This is a genomic window from Flavobacterium panici, from assembly GCF_024499525.1.
Lineage (GTDB): Bacteria > Bacteroidota > Bacteroidia > Flavobacteriales > Flavobacteriaceae > Flavobacterium > Flavobacterium panici.
On record NZ_CP100437.1, the window covers coordinates 461793 to 480568 of the forward strand.

The 18776-nt window shown below is 34.3% G+C and carries 32 protein-coding genes; 1 reads left to right on the plus strand and 31 read right to left on the minus strand.

Going from position 1 to position 18776, the window contains the following annotated elements; genetic code table 11:
- Positions 1 to 5: 5 nt before the first annotated feature.
- The 31 genes from NLJ00_RS02105 to rpsL all read right to left on the minus strand — a co-directional run bounded on the left by NLJ00_RS02105 (position 6) and on the right by rpsL (position 16850).
- The gene (locus tag NLJ00_RS02105) at positions 6 to 998 is read right to left on the minus strand and encodes a DNA-directed RNA polymerase subunit alpha (protein WP_008464329.1); all 993 of its coding nucleotides are present in this window, start codon (positions 996 to 998) and stop codon (positions 6 to 8) included.
- 21 nt (positions 999 to 1019) lie between these two features.
- Positions 1020 to 1625: a 30S ribosomal protein S4 gene (gene rpsD, locus NLJ00_RS02110; RefSeq protein WP_029272055.1), complete on the minus strand. Its 606-nt coding sequence runs from the start codon at positions 1623 to 1625 to the stop codon at positions 1020 to 1022.
- An 89-nt stretch (positions 1626 to 1714) separates the two neighbouring features.
- Entirely contained in the window at positions 1715 to 2098 is a 384-nt protein-coding gene (gene rpsK / locus NLJ00_RS02115; protein ID WP_053470832.1) for a 30S ribosomal protein S11, read from the minus strand.
- A gap of 8 nt (positions 2099 to 2106) precedes the next feature.
- Positions 2107 to 2481, minus strand: coding sequence for a 30S ribosomal protein S13 (gene rpsM, locus NLJ00_RS02120; RefSeq protein WP_012022478.1), 375 nt, complete (start codon positions 2479 to 2481; stop codon positions 2107 to 2109).
- A 2-nt stretch (positions 2482 to 2483) separates the two neighbouring features.
- Positions 2484 to 2600, minus strand: coding sequence for a type B 50S ribosomal protein L36 (gene ykgO, locus NLJ00_RS02125; protein WP_002987490.1), 117 nt, complete (start codon positions 2598 to 2600; stop codon positions 2484 to 2486).
- A 12-nt stretch (positions 2601 to 2612) separates the two neighbouring features.
- Positions 2613 to 2828: a translation initiation factor IF-1 gene (infA, locus tag NLJ00_RS02130; protein WP_007136545.1), complete on the minus strand. Its 216-nt coding sequence runs from the start codon at positions 2826 to 2828 to the stop codon at positions 2613 to 2615.
- A gap of 7 nt (positions 2829 to 2835) precedes the next feature.
- On the minus strand, positions 2836 to 4182 hold the full coding sequence (secY, locus tag NLJ00_RS02135; protein ID WP_053470831.1) for a preprotein translocase subunit SecY: 1347 nt from the start codon (positions 4180 to 4182) through the stop codon (positions 2836 to 2838).
- Positions 4183 to 4195: 13 nt separating this feature from the next.
- Positions 4196 to 4648 (minus strand): 50S ribosomal protein L15, encoded by a 453-nt coding sequence (gene rplO / locus NLJ00_RS02140; protein WP_017495009.1) that lies wholly within the window; start codon positions 4646 to 4648, stop codon positions 4196 to 4198.
- 11 nt (positions 4649 to 4659) lie between these two features.
- A complete protein-coding gene (rpmD, locus tag NLJ00_RS02145) occupies positions 4660 to 4842 on the minus strand; it encodes a 50S ribosomal protein L30 (RefSeq protein ID WP_017495010.1) in 183 nt (60 codons plus the stop codon).
- A gap of 12 nt (positions 4843 to 4854) precedes the next feature.
- The gene (gene rpsE / locus NLJ00_RS02150; protein ID WP_085950926.1) at positions 4855 to 5379 is read right to left on the minus strand and encodes a 30S ribosomal protein S5; all 525 of its coding nucleotides are present in this window, start codon (positions 5377 to 5379) and stop codon (positions 4855 to 4857) included.
- A 3-nt stretch (positions 5380 to 5382) separates the two neighbouring features.
- Entirely contained in the window at positions 5383 to 5733 is a 351-nt protein-coding gene (rplR, locus tag NLJ00_RS02155) for a 50S ribosomal protein L18 (RefSeq protein WP_053470830.1), read from the minus strand.
- 11 nt (positions 5734 to 5744) lie between these two features.
- Entirely contained in the window at positions 5745 to 6287 is a 543-nt protein-coding gene (gene rplF / locus NLJ00_RS02160; protein ID WP_053470829.1) for a 50S ribosomal protein L6, read from the minus strand.
- 18 nt (positions 6288 to 6305) lie between these two features.
- Positions 6306 to 6704, minus strand: coding sequence for a 30S ribosomal protein S8 (rpsH, locus tag NLJ00_RS02165; RefSeq protein WP_029272051.1), 399 nt, complete (start codon positions 6702 to 6704; stop codon positions 6306 to 6308).
- Positions 6705 to 6782: 78 nt separating this feature from the next.
- Positions 6783 to 7052, minus strand: a complete 270-nt coding sequence (rpsN, locus tag NLJ00_RS02170; protein WP_008464305.1) for a 30S ribosomal protein S14 — start codon at positions 7050 to 7052, stop codon at positions 6783 to 6785.
- 3 nt (positions 7053 to 7055) lie between these two features.
- Positions 7056 to 7607: a 50S ribosomal protein L5 gene (gene rplE, locus NLJ00_RS02175; RefSeq protein WP_017495015.1), complete on the minus strand. Its 552-nt coding sequence runs from the start codon at positions 7605 to 7607 to the stop codon at positions 7056 to 7058.
- Between the two features lie 2 nt (positions 7608 to 7609).
- Entirely contained in the window at positions 7610 to 7924 is a 315-nt protein-coding gene (gene rplX / locus NLJ00_RS02180) for a 50S ribosomal protein L24 (protein ID WP_053470828.1), read from the minus strand.
- An 11-nt stretch (positions 7925 to 7935) separates the two neighbouring features.
- A complete protein-coding gene (rplN, locus tag NLJ00_RS02185; RefSeq protein ID WP_007803649.1) occupies positions 7936 to 8304 on the minus strand; it encodes a 50S ribosomal protein L14 in 369 nt (122 codons plus the stop codon).
- Positions 8305 to 8306: 2 nt separating this feature from the next.
- Positions 8307 to 8567: a 30S ribosomal protein S17 gene (gene rpsQ, locus NLJ00_RS02190; RefSeq protein ID WP_007803646.1), complete on the minus strand. Its 261-nt coding sequence runs from the start codon at positions 8565 to 8567 to the stop codon at positions 8307 to 8309.
- Between the two features lie 17 nt (positions 8568 to 8584).
- On the minus strand, positions 8585 to 8776 hold the full coding sequence (gene rpmC / locus NLJ00_RS02195) for a 50S ribosomal protein L29 (protein WP_008464297.1): 192 nt from the start codon (positions 8774 to 8776) through the stop codon (positions 8585 to 8587).
- A gap of 12 nt (positions 8777 to 8788) precedes the next feature.
- Entirely contained in the window at positions 8789 to 9214 is a 426-nt protein-coding gene (rplP, locus tag NLJ00_RS02200; protein WP_017495016.1) for a 50S ribosomal protein L16, read from the minus strand.
- A 19-nt stretch (positions 9215 to 9233) separates the two neighbouring features.
- Entirely contained in the window at positions 9234 to 9992 is a 759-nt protein-coding gene (rpsC, locus tag NLJ00_RS02205) for a 30S ribosomal protein S3 (protein WP_012022487.1), read from the minus strand.
- 5 nt (positions 9993 to 9997) lie between these two features.
- Positions 9998 to 10411, minus strand: coding sequence for a 50S ribosomal protein L22 (gene rplV / locus NLJ00_RS02210; RefSeq protein ID WP_007803631.1), 414 nt, complete (start codon positions 10409 to 10411; stop codon positions 9998 to 10000).
- 6 nt (positions 10412 to 10417) lie between these two features.
- The gene (gene rpsS / locus NLJ00_RS02215; RefSeq protein WP_012022488.1) at positions 10418 to 10696 is read right to left on the minus strand and encodes a 30S ribosomal protein S19; all 279 of its coding nucleotides are present in this window, start codon (positions 10694 to 10696) and stop codon (positions 10418 to 10420) included.
- 6 nt (positions 10697 to 10702) lie between these two features.
- Positions 10703 to 11527, minus strand: a complete 825-nt coding sequence (gene rplB / locus NLJ00_RS02220) for a 50S ribosomal protein L2 (RefSeq protein ID WP_035650459.1) — start codon at positions 11525 to 11527, stop codon at positions 10703 to 10705.
- A 9-nt stretch (positions 11528 to 11536) separates the two neighbouring features.
- Positions 11537 to 11827, minus strand: coding sequence for a 50S ribosomal protein L23 (gene rplW / locus NLJ00_RS02225; RefSeq protein ID WP_012022489.1), 291 nt, complete (start codon positions 11825 to 11827; stop codon positions 11537 to 11539).
- A 7-nt stretch (positions 11828 to 11834) separates the two neighbouring features.
- Positions 11835 to 12464, minus strand: coding sequence for a 50S ribosomal protein L4 (rplD, locus tag NLJ00_RS02230; RefSeq protein ID WP_053470827.1), 630 nt, complete (start codon positions 12462 to 12464; stop codon positions 11835 to 11837).
- Positions 12464 to 13081, minus strand: a complete 618-nt coding sequence (gene rplC, locus NLJ00_RS02235) for a 50S ribosomal protein L3 (protein ID WP_007803612.1) — start codon at positions 13079 to 13081, stop codon at positions 12464 to 12466. The genes rplD and rplC overlap by 1 nt, the downstream gene beginning before the upstream one ends.
- 402 nt (positions 13082 to 13483) lie before the next feature.
- A complete protein-coding gene (gene rpsJ, locus NLJ00_RS02240) occupies positions 13484 to 13789 on the minus strand; it encodes a 30S ribosomal protein S10 (RefSeq protein ID WP_007803605.1) in 306 nt (101 codons plus the stop codon).
- 10 nt (positions 13790 to 13799) lie between these two features.
- Positions 13800 to 15956, minus strand: a complete 2157-nt coding sequence (gene fusA / locus NLJ00_RS02245) for an elongation factor G (protein WP_053470826.1) — start codon at positions 15954 to 15956, stop codon at positions 13800 to 13802.
- Positions 15957 to 15966: 10 nt separating this feature from the next.
- Positions 15967 to 16443 (minus strand): 30S ribosomal protein S7, encoded by a 477-nt coding sequence (gene rpsG, locus NLJ00_RS02250; RefSeq protein WP_026727879.1) that lies wholly within the window; start codon positions 16441 to 16443, stop codon positions 15967 to 15969.
- Positions 16444 to 16466: 23 nt separating this feature from the next.
- The gene (gene rpsL / locus NLJ00_RS02255) at positions 16467 to 16850 is read right to left on the minus strand and encodes a 30S ribosomal protein S12 (RefSeq protein WP_007136570.1); all 384 of its coding nucleotides are present in this window, start codon (positions 16848 to 16850) and stop codon (positions 16467 to 16469) included.
- A 183-nt stretch (positions 16851 to 17033) separates the two neighbouring features.
- Between rpsL and NLJ00_RS02260 the strand changes: the two genes are divergently transcribed.
- Positions 17034 to 18737 (plus strand): BamA/TamA family outer membrane protein, encoded by a 1704-nt coding sequence (locus tag NLJ00_RS02260; RefSeq protein ID WP_256636086.1) that lies wholly within the window; start codon positions 17034 to 17036, stop codon positions 18735 to 18737.
- Positions 18738 to 18776: the final 39 nt, after the last annotated feature.

Here is an 18776-nt window from a genome sequence, read left to right on the forward strand (position 1 = left end):
GTAAATTATTCTTTATCTAATTTGTATTTAGCTAAATCCATTCCGAAAGTTAAATTCTTCACTGCAACAAGTTCATCAAGTTCAGTTAAAGATTTTTTACCAAAATTACGGAATTTCATTAGGTCATTTTTATTGAACGATACTAAATCACCAAGTGTATCAACTTCAGCCGCTTTCAAGCAATTTAATGCTCTTACAGATAAATCCATATCAACAAGCTTAGTTTTAAGCAATTGTCTCATATGCAATGACTCTTCATCATACGATTCTGTTTGTGCAATTTCGTCAGCCTCAAGTGTAATTCTTTCATCAGAAAACAACATGAAATGGTGAATTAAAACTTTAGCAGCTTCAGTAAGAGCATCTTTTGGATTAATAGATCCATCAGTTTTAATTTCAAAAACTAATTTTTCGTAATCTGTTTTTTGCTCTACACGGAAATTTTCGATTGCATATTTTACATTTTTTACCGGAGTAAAAATAGAATCTGTAAAAATCGTTCCAATTGCAGCATTTTGTTTTTTGTTCTCCTCAGCAGGAACGTATCCTCTACCTTTTTCGATTGTTAAATCGAAGTTCAATTTGATTTTAGAATCTAAATTACAGATAACAAGGTCTGGATTCAAAACTTGAAAACCTGAGATAAATTTTTGAAAATCACCTGCTGTTAATTGATCTTTACCAGAAACAGAAATAGTAACTGATTCATTATCGATATCTTCTATCTGACGTTTGAAACGTACTTGCTTTAGATTAAGGATAATTTCGGTAACATCTTCAACAACACCTGAAATAGTAGAAAACTCATGATCTACACCTTCGATACGAACAGATGTAATTGCATAACCTTCTAACGCTGAAAGCAAAACTCTTCTAAGTGCATTACCAACTGTCAATCCATAACCAGGTTCTAAAGGTCTAAATTCGAATTTACCTTCAAAATCGGTTGAATCGATCATGATAACTTTATCGGGCTTTTGAAAATTAAATATTGCCATAAATTTCGACTAAGTCAATTATTATTTGTTGTACAACTCTACGATTAATTGTTCTTTAATGTTTTCTGGAATTTGAAGTCTCGCAGGTACAGAAACAAAAGTTCCTTCTTTAAGATCATTGTTCCAAGTAATCCATTCATAAACATGACTTGAATTTGATAAAGAACGCTCGATAGCCTCTAAAGATTTAGATTTTTCACGAACTGCAACTTTATCACCAGGCTTAAGGTGGTAAGAAGGAATATTAACAACTTCACCGTTTACTGTAATGTGTCTGTGAGATACTATTTGACGAGCACCTCTTCTAGATGGAGCAATTCCCATTCTAAAAACAACATTATCTAATCTTGCTTCACATAGTTGTAATAAAACTTCACCAGTAACTCCTTTAGTAGCTGATGCTTTTTCGAATAAATTTCTGAATTGTTTTTCTAAAATTCCATAAGAATATTTAGCTTTTTGCTTTTCCATTAACTGAACAGCATACTCAGATTTTTTTCCTCTTTTTTTAGCCATCCCGTGTTGTCCAGGTGGGTAATTTCTTTTTTCGAAAGATTTATCATCTCCGAAGATTGCTTCGCCAAATTTACGGGCGATTCTTGTGCTAGGACCAGTATATCTTGCCATTTTGAATTGTTTAAGATTGAGATTATGAATTCAGGTCTTATCCTTCGATAATCTATTTTCAATCTAGGTTATACTATAAATTTTGAGTATTAAACTCTACGTCTTTTAGGAGGACGACATCCGTTGTGAGGCATTGGAGTAACGTCGATAATCTCAGTAACTTCAATTCCACCGTTATGAATAGAACGGATAGCAGACTCACGTCCGTTTCCTGGTCCTTTTACATAAACTTTTACTTTTTTAAGTCCAGCCTCAAGAGCTACTTTACTACAATCTTCTGCTGCCATTTGAGCTGCGTACGGAGTATTCTTTTTAGAACCTCTGAAACCCATTTTTCCAGCTGAAGACCAAGCAATAACTTCACCTTTCTTATTTGTCAAAGAAATAATAATATTGTTAAAAGTAGAAGAAACATGAGCTTCACCCGTTGATTCAACGATAACTTTACGTTTTTTTGCAGTTGCTTTAGCCATATTACTTATTATTTAGTTGCTTTTTTCTTGTTAGCAACAGTTTTTCTTTTTCCTTTTCTAGTTCTAGAGTTGTTTTTAGTTCTTTGACCTCTTAATGGAAGACCAGATCTATGACGAATTCCTCTATAACAACCAATATCCATTAAACGTTTGATGTTTAAAGAAACTTCAGAACGTAACTCTCCTTCAATTTTGTAAAATGAAACAGCATCACGAATCGCTCCGATCTCGTCATCATTCCAATCTTGAACTTTTTTATCTTGGCTAACTTGAGCTTTCTCTAAAATCTCAATAGCTCTACTTTTTCCTAATCCGAAGATGTAGGTAAGTGCTATAACACCTCTCTTGTTTTTTGGGATATCTACCCCTGCTATTCTTGCCATAATTATCCTTGTCTTTGTTTAAATCTAGGATTCTTTTTGTTTATCACGTACAATCTTCCTTTTCTACGCACGATAATGCACTCGGCACTTCTCTTTTTTACTGATGCTCTAACTTTCATAGTGAATATCCTTTAATATCGATAAGTAATTCTTGCTTTTGACAAATCGTAAGGACTCATTTCTAGTTTCACTTTATCACCAGGTAATAACTTGATATAATGCATACGCATTTTTCCAGAAATATGAGCAATTACAATATGTCCATTTTCTAACTCCACACGGAACATCGCATTAGATAATGCTTCAATGATTGATCCGTCTTGTTCTATTGCTGATTGTTTTGCCATAAATATATTAAGCTACTGCTTTTCTATTTTTACCAGTCTTCATTAAACCATCATAATGTTTGTTTAACAAGTATGAATTGATTTGTTGAATAGTATCTATCGCAACTCCAACCATAATTATTAATGAGGTACCTCCAAAAAACATTGCCCAAGATTGTTGTACATCCATAATACTTACAACAATAGCTGGGAACACAGCAATTAAAGCAAGGAATAAAGATCCTGGGAAAGTTATTAAAGACATCACTTTATCAAGAAATTCAGAAGTTTCAGCTCCAGGACGAACTCCAGGAATAAAACCACCACTTCTTTTTAAATCATCAGCCATTTTGTTAGTAGGTACAGTGATCGCAGTATAAAAGAATGTAAATACAATAATTAAAGTTGCAAAAACAAAATTATACCAGAAACCAAACATATTACTAAATGCACCAACAATAGATTGTGATGTGTCTGATTTAGACAATCCAGCTACTGCTGCAGGGATAAACATAATTGCCTGAGCAAAAATGATAGGCATAACTCCAGAAGCATTAAGCTTAAGAGGAATCCATTGTCTGTTACCACCTGCTAAATCTTGCTCATAATCTCCAGTTGTAGTACGACGAGCGTATTGAACCGGGATTCTACGTACTGCCATTGTAAGCAATACACAAGAAATGATTACCAATAACCACACAATAATTTCAATAACTAACAACATTGGACCTCCATTGTTATTGGTAACTCTCGTAGTAAACTCTTGAATAAAAGCTTGAGGTAAACGAGCTAGGATACCAACCATAATTAATAATGAAATTCCGTTTCCAATACCTTTATCTGTAATTTTTTCCCCAAGCCACATAGCAAAAATTGTACCAGTAACTAAGATGATAACAGAAGAGAACAAAAATTCAGGTGAATTAAATCCTAGTAAGAATGCACTTCCAGGTAACGTTCTGTATAAATTATAGATATAAGTTGGACCTTGAACCAGTGTAATAGCTATAGTCAACCAACGAGTGATTTGGTTAATCTTTTTTCTACCACTCTCTCCATCGTTTTGAAGTTTTTGCAAATAAGGAATCGCAATTCCCATTAACTGAACAACAATAGATGCAGAAATATAAGGCATAATACCTAAAGCAAAAACTGAAGCTTTAGAGAAAGCACCTCCTGTAAACATGTCTAGGATAGATCCTAAACCATTTTTAGTTTGTCCCGCTAAACCTGTTAATTGAGTTGCGTCAATTCCAGGCAGCGTTACATGTGCACCAAAACGATATACCAAAAGTAATCCTAATGTAATTAAGATTCTGTTTTTCAGTTCTTCGATTTTCCAAACATTACTTATTGATTCAATAAATTTCTTCATCTTAATAGATAAGTTATATAGTTACAGCTTCTCCACCAGCAGCTTCAATAGCAGCTTTTGCAGTAGCAGTAAATTTGTGGGCAGTTACTTTTAATTTTGCTTTCAATTCTCCTCTACCTAAAATCTTAACGATTTCATTTTTGGTAGCTAGACGATTTGCTACGAAATCTGTCATAGAAACAGAATCAGTAATCACACCATTGTCTACTAATAATTGAAGCGTATCTAAATTAACACCTTCGTATTCTTTACGATTGATGTTTGTGAAACCAAACTTAGGTACACGTCTTTGAAGTGGCATTTGTCCTCCCTCAAAACCAATCTTTTTAGAATAACCAGAACGAGATTTTGCTCCTTTGTGACCTCTTGCAGAAGTACCACCTTTTCCAGAACCTTCTCCTCTACCTAATCTTTTATTTTGATTGTGCGTTGACCCTTCAGCTGGTTGTAAGTTACTTAAATTCATAACAGTATTTGTTATTTAGCTTCTTCAACAGAAACTAAGTGTTTAACTTTGTTTATCATACCAAGGATAGCAGGGTTTGAATCATGCTCTACAACTTGTCCCATTTTACGTAGACCTAAAGCTTCTAATCCTCTTTTTTGAGAAAGAGGGCAGTTGATTTTGCTTCTTACTTGTTTTACTAATAATTTAGCCATAATTTCCTTGAATTAACCTTTAAAAACTTTTTCTAAAGAAACACCTCTTTGTTTTGCAACAGTGTGAGCGCTTCTCATTTGTAATAAAGCATCAAAAGTTGCCTTAACTACGTTATGAGGATTTGATGATCCTTGAGATTTAGATAATACGTCGTGAATACCTACTGATTCAAGAACTGAACGAACAGCTCCACCAGCAATAACTCCTGTACCATGAGAAGCAGGAATTAAGAATACACGCGCACCACCAAATTTACCTTTTTGTTCGTGAGGAACAGATTGTCCATTCAAAGGAATTTTTACTAAATTTTTCTTAGCATCTTCTACTGCTTTCGCAATTGCTTCAGAAACGTCTTTAGATTTTCCTAATCCGTGACCAACTACTCCGTTTTCATCACCTACAACTACAATAGCAGAAAAACCGAAAGCTCTACCACCTTTTGTAACTTTAGTAACACGATTAACACTTACCAGACGATCTTTAAGTTCAAGACCACTTGGTTTTACCAATTCTACATTTTTGTATTTAGACATAATATATTAGAATTTAAGTCCAGCCGCTCTTGCGCCTTCTGCTAATGATTTAATACGACCGTGATACAAATAACCACCTCTATCAAAAGTGATTGTTTCGATCCCAGCTTTTAACGCTTTCTCTGCAACTAGTTTTCCAACAGCAGCAGCTACTTCAACGTTAGTACCTTTTCCTATTTCTTTTTCTCTTGAAGATGCAGCTAAAATAGTAACTCCATTTACATCATCAATAAGTTGAGCGTAAATTTCTTTGTTACTTCTAAATACAGATAGTCTTGGGTTAGCAGCAGTACCACTAATCGATTTTCTAATTCTGAATCTAATTCTCTGTCTTCTATCAGATTTTGTTAATGACATAATCTTATTTTTTAAGCTGATTTACCTGCTTTTCTTCTTAATACTTCACCCACAAATTTAACACCTTTTCCTTTGTATGGCTCAGGCTTACGGAAACCTCTGATTTTCGCAGCAACCTGTCCTAAAAGTTGTTTATCAAATGATGTTAATTTTACGATTGGGTTCTTACCTTTTTCAGATATTGTTTCTAAAGATACTTCTGGAGCAATTTCTAAAACAATATTGTGAGAATATCCAAGAGCTAAATCTAATTTTTGACCTTGGTTTGAAGCTCTATAACCAACTCCAACTAATTCTAGTTCTTTTGTGAAACCTTCAGAAACACCTACAATCATATTATTGATCAAAGATCTAAATAATCCGTGTTTTGCTCTGTGGTCTTTATGATCAGACGATCTTTCAACTAAAACTTGATCGCCTTCAACAGTTACATTAACGTCCGAAAACTCCTGAACTAATTGACCTTTTTTTCCTTTTACTGTAATAATACCGTCTTTAACTTCTACAGTTACACCAGCAGGGATTACAATTGGGCTTTTACCTATTCTTGACATCTTATCTAGTGTTTAAAATTAGTATACGTAACAAATTACTTCACCACCTACATTTAATTGTTTTGCTTGTTTTCCAGTCATAAGACCTTTTGAAGTAGAAACAATAGCAATTCCTAATCCGTTAAGGATTCTCGGTAATTTGGCAGCACCAGCATACTTACGTAAACCTGGTTTACTAATTCTTTGGATATCTTTAATTACAGGCTCTTTAGTATCTTTATCGTACTTTAAAGCAATTTTGATAGAACCTTGAACAGTGTTCGTTTCAAATTTGTAACTTAAGATATAACCTTGATCAAATAAGATCTTAGTTATTTCTTTTTTAAGATTAGAAGCTGGAATTTCAACAACTTTGTGGTTTGCAGCCACAGCGTTACGAACTCTAGTCAAATAATCTGCAATAGGATCTGTATACATATGTATTTGATTGCGATTATGGTTTTCAGGAAGCACTCTGCCTCCTGAACCTTTAATCAATTTATAAACTTTTTTAAATTACCAGCTGGCTTTTTTAACACCTGGAATTAATCCATTGTTAGCCATTTCACGGAAAGTTACACGTGAAATACCGAATTGACGGATATAACCTCTTGGTCTTCCAGTCAATTTACAACGGTTGTGCAAACGAACAGGTGAAGCGTTTTTTGGTAATCTTTGTAAACCTTCATAGTCTCCAGCTTCTAATAAAGCTTTTCTCTTTTCAGCATACTTAGCTACCGTTTTTTCTCTTTTCACCTCACGGGCTTTCATTGATTCTTTAGCCATATCTTAATTCTTTTTAAAAGGTAATCCTAATTCAGCCAATAATGACTTTGCTTCCTTGTCTGTTTTTGCAGTAGTAACAAATGTAATATCCATTCCTGAGATTTTGTTTACTTTGTCAATATCAATTTCTGGGAAAATGATTTGCTCCAAAACTCCAAGATTGTAGTTACCTCTTCCATCGAAACCAGTAGCTTTGATACCACTAAAATCTCTAACGCGCGGTAAAGCAGAAGTAATAAGTCTATCTAAAAACTCATACATTCTTTCACCACGTAAAGTAACTTTTGCTCCAATAGGCATCCCTTTTCTCAATTTGAATGACGCAACGTCTTTCTTTGAAATTGTAGATACTGCTTTTTGTCCAGTGATCTTTGTTAACTCATCAACCGCATAGTCAATAAGTTTTTTATCAGATACAGCTGCACCAACTCCACGGCTCAAAACGATTTTTTCAAGTTTTGGAACTTGCATAACGTTTGTATATCCGAACTCTTCTTTAAGAGCAGAGATTACTCTACTCTTATATTCTTCTTTTAGTCTAGGTGTATATGCCATTACTATAGTACTTGATTAGATTTTTTTGAAAATCTTACTTTCTTATCTCCTTCTACTCTAATACCTACTCTAGTTGTTTCCTTAGTTTTAGGATCAATTAGAGAAATGTTAGAAATTTGAATAGAAGCCTCTTTCTTAACGATACCACCTTGAGGGTTTTTAGCACTTGGTTTTGTATGTTTTGAAACCAGGTTTACACCTTCAACTATCGCTTTATTTTTCTCACGGTAAACACGTAAAACTTTACCTTCAGCTCCTTTATGGTCTCCAGCAATAACTCTTACGATATCTCCTGATTTTATTTTTAGCTTTATCATCTTAAAACGAATTAAAGCACTTCTGGTGCTAATGATACAATTTTCATGAATTGTTTTTCACGAAGTTCTCTTGCTACCGGACCAAAAACACGAGTTCCTCTCATTTCCCCTGCAGCATTCAAAAGAACACATGCATTGTCATCGAAACGGATATAAGAACCATCAGCTCTTCTCACTTCTTTTTTGGTACGTACAACAACTGCAGTTGAAACAGCTCCTTTTTTCACGTTACCGTTTGGAGTTGCATCTTTAATAGATACTACAATCTTGTCACCAACAGAGGCATACCTTCTTTTGGTACCTCCTAAAACACGGATAGTTAAAACTTCTTTTGCTCCCGTGTTATCTGCTACTTTTAGTCTTGATTCCTGTTGTACCATAATTATTTAGCTCTTTCTAAGATTTCAACTAATCTCCAACATTTTGTTTTACTTAAAGGACGCGTTTCGCTAATTCTTACAGTATCTCCAATGTTACAGTCGTTTGTTTCGTCGTGTGCAACATATTTCTTAGTTTTCAACACGAACTTACCGTATAATGGGTGTTTTACTTTTCTTACTTCAGCAATAACAATAGATTTATCCATTTTATTTGAAGTAACAACACCTATTCTTTCTTTTCTTAAATTTCTTTTTTCTTCCATCTTTCAGCAGAATACAATTATTGTAACTCTCTTTTAGTTAACTCTGTAGCCAATCTTGCAACTGTTCTTCTAACGCTTCTAATTTGAAGTGGGTTAGCAATTGGAGATATAGCGTGAGCCATTTTTAGGTCAGCATATACTTTCTTAGTTTGACTAAGCTTTTCTTGCAACTCCGCTGCAGAAAGATCTTTTATTTCTGATTGTTTCATAATAAATATAAATTATGCTTCGAAATCTCTAGCAACGACGAATTTAGTTTTTACTGGAAGTTTCTGAGCTGCAAGACGTAAAGCCTCTTTTGCAACTGATAATGGAACTCCTCCAACTTCAAACATAATTCTTCCTGGTTTAACAACAGCAGCCCAATACTCAACTGCTCCTTTACCTTTACCCATACGTACTTCAAGAGGTTTCTTAGTGATAGGTTTGTCTGGAAATATTTTAATCCATAATTGTCCCTCTCTCTTCATGTAACGAGTTGCAGCGATACGTGCAGCTTCGATTTGACGAGAAGTTAAGAACATTCCATCTTCATGTACAGATTTAATACCAAACATTCCATTTGAAAGTTCATGCCCTCTTTGAGAGTTACCTTTCATTTTACCTTTTTGTACCTTACGGTATTTTGTTCTTTTAGGCTGTAACATTTTTCTTTAGTTTAAAAATTTACTTTCTTTTACGAGCGTCTGGTTTTCCACCTTTATTAAAGTTAGATTTACCTCTAGGGGCATCTCCACCTTTACCACCGCCAGTACCAGATTGTTTTTTATCCATTCCAGCAAGTGGAGAAAGATCTCTCTTTCCATAAACTTCACCTTTCATGATCCATACTTTGATACCCATTCTACCGTAAGTAGTGTGAGCTTCAGCCAAAGCATAATCAATATCAGCTCTGAAAGTTGATAGAGGAATTCTACCTTCTTTGAAACCTTCTGAACGTGCCATTTCAGCACCATTCAAACGACCAGAAATCAAAACTTTAATACCTTCTGCATTCATACGCATAGAAGCTGCAATAGCCATCTTAATTGCACGTCTGTAAGAGATACGGCTTTCGATTTGACGAGCGATGCTTGTCGCCACAAGATAAGCATCTAACTCAGGTCTTTTAATTTCAAAGATGTTAATTTGAACCTCTTTGTCAGTAACTTTCTTAAGTTCTTCTTTTAACTTGTCTACCTCTTGTCCGCCTTTTCCGATAATGATACCAGGTCTAGCAGTAGTGATAGTAACGGTTACAAGTTTCAAAGTTCTCTCGATGATTACTTTTGATACACTAGCTTTTGATAAACGAGCGTGGATATACTTTCTGATTTTGTGATCTTCGGCAAGTTTATCTCCGTAATCATTTCCACCATACCAGTTTGAGTCCCACCCTCTGATGATACCAAGTCTATTTCCAATTGGATTTGTCTTTTGTCCCATGCTGCTTAAGAATTGCTTTGTGTGTTATTGATAGCTCCAAGCACGATTGTAACGTGGTTAGAACGTTTTCTTATTCTGTGTGCACGACCTTGTGGAGCTGGACGAAGTCTTTTCAACATCATTCCACCATCTACTCTGATCTCTTTAACAAATAATCCAGCTTCTTCTAAATTACCTTCACTATTTTTTTGCTCCCAGTTGTTGATTGCAGATAATAATAGTTTTTCTAATTTTCTTGAAGCTTCTTTAGAACTGAATCTTAAAATGTTAAGTGCTCTTTCTACCTTCTGACCTCTTACCAAGTCCGCTACTAAGCGCATTTTTCTAGGTGAAGTAGGGCAGTTATTCAATTTTGCGAAAGCAATAGACTTATTAGCCTCTTTTCTCGCATCTGCTGTTTCTCTTTTACGAACTCCCATTGCTTCTTATTTTTTACCTTTATTTTTTGCTCCAGCATGACCTCTAAAAGATCTAGTTGGTGAAAACTCTCCTAATTTGTGACCTACCATGTTTTCTGTTACGTAAACTGGTACAAATTGACGACCGTTATGAACTGCGATAGTTTGTCCAACGAAATCCGGAGTAATCATAGAAGCTCTAGACCAAGTCTTTACTACACTATTTTTACCACTTTCTACGTTTTCCTGAACTTTCTTGTCTAATTTATAATGAACGAAAGGTCCTTTTTTTAATGAACGTGCCATATCTTATTATTTCTTTCTACGTTCTACGATATACTTGTTACTCGGGTTTTTCTTAGAACGAGTTCTGTAACCTTTAGCTGGCAATCCGTTTCTTGAACGTGGGTGCCCTCCAGAAGAACGTCCTTCACCACCTCCCATAGGGTGATCAACTGGGTTCATCGCTACTGGTCTAGTTCTAGGTCTTCTTCCTAACCATCTTGTTCTACCTGCTTTTCCAGATACAACTAATTGGTGGTCAGAATTAGAAACAGCTCCAATTGTAGCCGAACAAGTTAACAAGATTAATCTTGTTTCACCAGATGGCATTTTAATTGTTGCGTATTTCCCGTCTCTTGCCATTAACTGAGCAAAAGTTCCAGCTGAACGAGCAATAACCGCTCCTTGTCCTGGACGTAACTCAATACAAGATATAACAGTTCCAAGAGGAATTCTGCTTAAAGGTAATGTATTACCAATTTCAGGTTGAGATTCTGGACCAGAAACTAATTTCTGTCCAACTTTCAATCCGTTTTGAGCAATTACATAAGTTTTCTCTCCATCAGCATAAGCTAATAAAGCGATAAATGCAGTACGATTTGGATCGTATTCGATTGATTTCACTGTAGCTGGAATTCCATCTTTAGTTCTTTTGAAATCAATAATACGATATCTCTGCTTGTGACCACCACCCGTGTAACGCATGGTCATCTTTCCTTGACTATTTCTACCTCCAGAGTTTTTTATCGGCGCTATCAAAGAGCGTTCCGGCTTATCAGTTGTAATGGCGTCATAACCATTCACAACTCTAAATCGCTGACCTGGGGTAATAGGTTTTAATTTTCTTACTGACATTTTTCTATCTTAGATATTGTTGTAAAAATCAATTGTTTCTCCTTCTTGTACTTGAACAATTGCCTTTTTAATTGCATTTGTCTTTCCACTGATTAAACCACTTTTAGTGTATTTAGTAGATCTATCTGGTCTCACATTCATTGTGTTAACTGAAACGATAGTTACTCCATAAGCAGCCTCAACAGCTTTCTTAATTTGAACTTTGTTAGCTTTTTTGTCAACAACGAATCCGAAGCGGTTTAGAACTTCACTTTCTTTGGTTACTTTTTCTGTTACTATAGGTCTAATTATGATACTCATACTCCTATTATTTGCTTAAATTTTCTTCGATTAACTCCAAAGAACCTTCTAAAAGCACTAAATTATTAGTGTTTAAAATAGCGTAAGTGCTTAATTCTGAGCTAGTTACGACATTAGAAGCCTTTAAATTGCGTGACGACAAATATACATTTTTATTTGACTCTCCCAACACAAATAGAGATTTTTTATTTTCTAACCCTAAAGCTTTCAAAACGTTAATGAAATTTTTAGTGTTTGGCGCATCAAAATTAAAGTCTTCAACAACGATAATATTTGATTCTTTTGCTTTGATTGAGAAAGCAGATTTTCTCGCCAATCTTTTTAAACCTTTATTCAATTTGAATGAATAACTTCTTGGTCTTGGTCCGAAAATTGTTCCACCACCTTTAAACAATGGATTTTTGATACTTCCCGCACGAGCTGTACCAGTTCCTTTTTGTTTTTTAATCTTACGTGTACTTCCTGTCACTTCAGCTCTTTCTTTAGCTTTGTGAGTTCCTTGTCTTTGATTAGCAAGATATTGCTTAACATCAAGGTATACAGCGTGATTGTTTGGTTCAATTGCGAATACTGAATCAGAAAGTTGAACTTTTCTTCCAGTATCTTTTCCGTTGAAATCTAATACTTTTACTTCCATTACTTCTGAATGATTACATAAGAGTTTTTATGTCCAGGAACACATCCTTTAATAACAAGCAGGTTCTTTTCAGCAACTACTTTTAAAACTCTAAGGTTTTGAACTTTTACATTATCTCCTCCCATTCTTCCAGCCATACGCATTCCTTTGAATACTCTAGATGGATATGAAGAAGCTCCCACAGAACCTGGCGCTCTTAAACGGTTGTGTTGACCGTGAGTTGCTTGTCCAACACCACCAAATCCGTGACGTTTAACAACCCCTTGAAAACCTTTACCTTTAGATACACCTTGTACATCTACAAATTCTCCTTCAGCAAAAATAGAAACATCGATAAGATCTCCTAATTTTTGTTCAGTTGCAAAATCTTGAAATTCAACGACTTTTTTCTTAGCAACAGTTCCAGCTTTTTTAAAGTGACCTAAAGCCGCTTTAGTGGAATGTTTCTCGTTTTTGTCATCGAAACCAAGTTGCAACGCTTCGTACCCGTCAACACCTTTGGTTCTGACTTGGGTAACAACACACGGCCCAGCTTCGATTACTGTACAAGGAATGTTTTTCCCGTTTTCATCAAAAATGCTAGTCATGCCGATTTTTTTACCAATTAACCCAGACATAAATATTAATTATTAATTACTAAAATTCCCTTCAATTTGAAAATAACAGAAATTTCCAAACAGGGAGTGCAAAAGTATACATTAAAATTGAATATACCAAACAGTTACAAAAATTAAATCGCTCATAATCAAAATCCAACGATCAAACCCACTATTAGCAATAAGCCATATGTGTAAAAAATATTTTTTCTCCACTTAACTGACAGATATATTATTCTTAACAATTACTTCGTCTACTAAAGAAAAAACCTCTTCACCAATATAAAACAGCATACATTTTAAACAAAATCATAACAATTCATTTCTTTTAGTAAATTCATGATACTCATACACAAACTCTATACAAACAAAAAAGCGAGACATTTCTGTCCCGCTTTTATATATAAAATATAATAAAAAAAATTATACTTTTATTTCTACTTCAACTCCACTTGGCAATTCAAGCTTCATTAAAGCATCAATAGTTTTAGATGAAGATGAATAAATATCAATCAATCTCTTGTATGACATTACTTCAAATTGCTCTCTCGCTTTTTTGTTAACGTGCGGAGAACGCAACACAGTGAAAAGTTTTTTGTGAGTTGGTAACGGAATTGGACCTGTTACAACTGCTCCAGTAGTTTTTACTGTTTTTACGATCTTTTCAGCAGATTTATCTACCAACATGTGATCGTAAGATTTTAGTTTTATTCTGATTTTTTGACTCATTTTCTTAAAATTAAGCGTTACCTTTTGCTTTTTTGATTACCTCTTCTGAAATATTAGAAGGCGTTTCTGCATAGTGAGAAAACTCCATTGTTGAAGTAGCTCTACCAGAAGATAATGTCCTTAATGTAGTTACATATCCAAACATTTCTGATAAAGGCACATCAGCCTTAATAGTTTTAGCACCATTTCTATCACCCATATCATTAACCTGACCTCTACGACGGTTCAAGTCACCTACGATATCACCCATGTTTTCTTCTGGAGTAATAACCTCGATTTTCATGATTGGCTCAAGAATAACAGCTCCAGCAGCACGTCCTGATTCTTTATAACCCATTCTTGCAGCTAACTCAAAAGATAATGCATCAGAATCCACAGGGTGGAAAGATCCATCAGTTAAAGTTACTTTTAAACTATCCACAGCATATCCTGCTAATGGACCAGTTTTCATAGCCTCTCTAAATCCTTTTTCAACAGCAGGGATATATTCTTTAGGAACGTTACCACCTTTTACAGCATTGATAAATTGTAATCCAACCGGAACTTTACCATCAACTTCATCAGCAGGCTCGATTGTAAATACGATATCACCGAATTTACCACGACCTCCAGATTGTTTCTTGTAAGTCTCTCTATGTGTTGCAGATCTTGTAAACGCTTCTTTATACTCAACTTGAGGCTCACCTTGGTTTACTTCAACTTTAAATTCACGTTTCATACGATCTACTAAGATATCTAAGTGAAGCTCACCCATACCTGAAATAATAGTCTGCCCAGAAGCCTCATCAGTTCTAACTGTAAATGTTGGATCTTCTTCAGCTAATTTAGCTAAAGCCATACCCATTTTATCAACATCAGCTTTTGTTTTTGGTTCAATAGCAATACCAATTACAGGATCAGGGAATTTCATAGATTCCAAGATAATTGGATTCTTTTCATCACAAAGAGTATCTCCTGTTTTAATATCTTTAAATCCAACAGCAGCACCAATATCTCCAGCTTCAATAAATTCGATTGGATTTTGTTTATTAGCGTGCATTTGGTAAATACGAGAAATTCTTTCTTTATTACCAGAACGAGTATTTAAAACATAAGAACCAGCATCTAAACGTCCAGAATATGCACGGAAGAAAGCTAAACGCCCAACGAATGGGTCAGTAGCAATTTTAAATGCCAAAGCAGCAAACGGCTCTTTAACATCTGGCTTACGTAAAATTTTCGTTTGATCTTCTTCTAATAAATCAGCATCATCAGGATGAATTCCTTCAATACCTTCTTTATCTAAAGGAGATGGTAAATATTTACAAACCGCATCCAACATAAACTGAACACCTTTGTTTTTGAAAGATGAACCAGCAAGCATTGGAATAATAGCCATATCAATAGTAGCAGCTCTTAATGCATTGTTGATTTCTTCCTCTGTAATAGAGTTTTCATCTTCCATATATTTATCTAAAAGATTTTCATCATAAGTTGCAATCTCTTCGATAAGAATAGAACGGTAATGCTTAACATCATCAATCATATCCGCTGGGATATCAACGATATCAAAAGTAGCACCTTGAGTTTCATCATGCCATACAATAGCTTGATTTTTCACTAAGTCAACAATACCTTTAAAATCAGCTTCATCACCAATAGGCAAAGTAATTGCAACCGCATTCGATTTCAACATATCTTTAACCTGTCCGCATACAGCTAAAAAGTTAGCACCTTGACGGTCCATTTTATTCACGAATCCCATACGAGGAACCCTATATTGATCAGCAAGTCTCCAGTTAGTTTCTGATTGAGGCTCAACACCATCAACAGCACTAAATAAGAAAACCAAACCATCAAGTACACGTAAAGAACGGTTTACCTCTACAGTAAAGTCAACGTGTCCAGGAGTATCAATAATATTAAAGTGGTAAGGCAATGATTCTGGAAGCGCTTTACCTTGCTCTGTTGGAAAATTCCAAGTACAAGTTGTAGCAGCAGAAGTAATTGTAATACCTCTTTCCTGCTCTTGTGCCATCCAGTCCATTGTTGCAGCACCATCGTGTACCTCACCAATTTTGTGTGACTTTCCAGTATAAAAAAGAATACGCTCAGTAGTTGTTGTTTTACCAGCATCAATGTGAGCAGCAATTCCGATATTTCTTGTATATTTTAAATCTCTAGCCATTTCTTACGAATTAAAATCTAAAGTGAGAGAATGCTTTGTTAGCCTCTGCCATTTTGTGAGTATCCATTCTTTTCTTAACCGCAGCACCTTCTTCTTTAGCAGCAGCTAAACATTCTGACGCTAAACGTTGTGCCATAGATTTTTCGTTTCTTCTTCTAGAATAAAGTATTAACCACTTCATTGCCATAGAAATTTTTCTGTCTGGACGAATCTGCATTGGAATTTGGAATGTAGCTCCACCAACTCTACGGCTACGTACTTCTACGTGAGGCATAACGTTTGTTAAAGCATCTTTCCAGATCTCTAATGAAGTTTTCTCATCATTTTGCTTTTTAGTTTCAATGATATCAATTGCATCATAAAATACTTTGAAAGCTGTAGATTTCTTACCATCCCACATTAAGTTGTTTACAAAACGCGTTACCAATTGGTCGTTAAACCTTGGATCCGGTAAAAGTGGTCTTTTCTTTGCCGCTCTTTTTCTCATGTCTTTTTCTTAAAAGTTTTAAATTACTTTTTTGCTTCTTTTGGGCGTTTAGCACCGTACTTAGATCTTCTTTGCGTTCTTCCTGCAACTCCTGACGTGTCAAGCGCTCCACGAACGATATGATATCTAACACCTGGTAAATCTTTTACCCTTCCGCCTCTAACTAATACTATCGAGTGCTCTTGTAGATTGTGTCCTTCTCCAGGAATGTAAGCATTCACCTCATTACCATTTGTCAAACGTACACGCGCAACTTTACGCATTGCAGAGTTTGGTTTTTTTGGTGTAGTAGTGTAAACACGCGTACAAACCCCTCTTCTTTGAGGACAAGAATCTAAAGCAACCGATTTACTCTTCTTAGTTATCTGAGTTCTTCCTGTTCTTACTAATTGTTGAATTGTTGGCATAATTAATACTAAAAATTATTATGTTTATTAAATTCCCGCTTTTTACGGGGTTGCAAATGTATAAAATAATTTTCACTATACAAACGTTAATCTATTAATTTTCAACAACATTATTTATTAGTATGTTTTTACAAACAAACAATAGATATTTGCATATACCTTAATTAAATAAAACATTTTCTCTTGAAACAGTTTTTTAATACATTGTTTTTTTTACTTATAAGCTTTTCTGCCTATACTCAAACCTTTTATCTAAAAATAAATGGATTAAATGATGTTGAAAATAAAATTATTGACTCCTTAAACTATAACAAAACCCATCCCAATATCAAATCTTTATTTAACGAAATAAAAAACACTTCCGGTAAACTTTCAAAAAAAGGCTTTCTAGATAATAAAACACTAGAAAACAACAAAATAAACGATAGCACATATACTGTACTTTTCAGTCTAAAAAACCAAATAAAAAGTATACATATATATATAGGTATAAATAATCATTTTTTTGACCCTCATAAAAACCAAAATGATTCCATAATTCTCCCTTATACTGAAATTGAAAATTATTTAAATACCAAAATAATCCAAACCGAAAAAGAAGGTTTTGCACTGAGCAAAATTAAACTCGAAAATATTCGAAGAAAGAATTTGACAATTTATGCCGACTTAAATTTTAAATCCGAAAAAAAACGCAATGTAAATTCAATTATCTTAAATTATGCAAATAGCAATTCTGGCGACTTTTTCCCTAAAGGCCATTTAAAGCAGCTTAATAAAAAATACCTGAACAAAACATTTAATCAGGAAATCACAAAACAGCTTTACGAAGACATTAATAATTTCGAGTTTGTTTCTCAAACAAAATATCCCGAAATACTTTTTACAAATGAATCTACCAAAATCTATACTTACATAGAAAAAAGAAAAGCAAACACTTTTGACGGTTTTATTGGATTTTCAAATGACGAAAACAAAAAAGTAACGCTTAATGGATATCTTGATGTTCAATTAATCAACACACTGCATGCCGGAGAGCAATTTTCATTATACTGGAAAAGCGATGGAAACCAACAAAAGACTTTCAGCACCAAACTCGAAATTCCATATATATTCAAATCATCACTCGGAATAAAGGCCCAATTAAACATATTCAAACAAGACAGTACTTTTCAAAACACAAAAACAGCTATCGATTTAGGGTATTACATTAATTACAATTCCAAAGTGTATCTCGGATATCAAGCTACAGAATCAAGCGATATCCAAAACACAAATAACTCAACCATTAGCGATTTTGACAATTCGTATTTCACATCAACTTACGAATATAAAAAAACAGACTACAACAATTACCTTATGCCCAAAAAAGCATTTTTAAATTTAGCAGCTGGTTATGGAAAAAGGAACACAAATAATGATTTAGAAACAGCAGGATCCAGTAAACAATTTTACACAAATTTAAATGCCGGATATAATTTTGAACTTAACAACAAAAACTATATTAACATAAATTCACAAAATTTTTACCTGCATAGCAAAAACTATATTTCAAACGAATTATTCAGATTTGGCGGAATCAGGTCAATAAGAGGTTTTTTAGAAAATAGTCTCCAGGCAAATTTCACAGCCTCCATTCTTACAGAGTACCGATATATTGTTTCTTCAAATCTCTACATTAATTCGATCTTGGATTATGGAATATACCAAGACCTGACAAGCGTTACAGACCCTAACAAAATAAAAAAATTAATAGGAATTGGAATTGGAACCTCAATACAAACACCAAACGGATTAATAAATATTAATCTCACAAACGGAGCAAACAAAACACAGGAATTACAATTATATAACACTATCATAAACATATGTTATAATGTTAAATTTTGACCTTTAACGAAAAAAAAAAATATTTTACTAGGAAAGTTA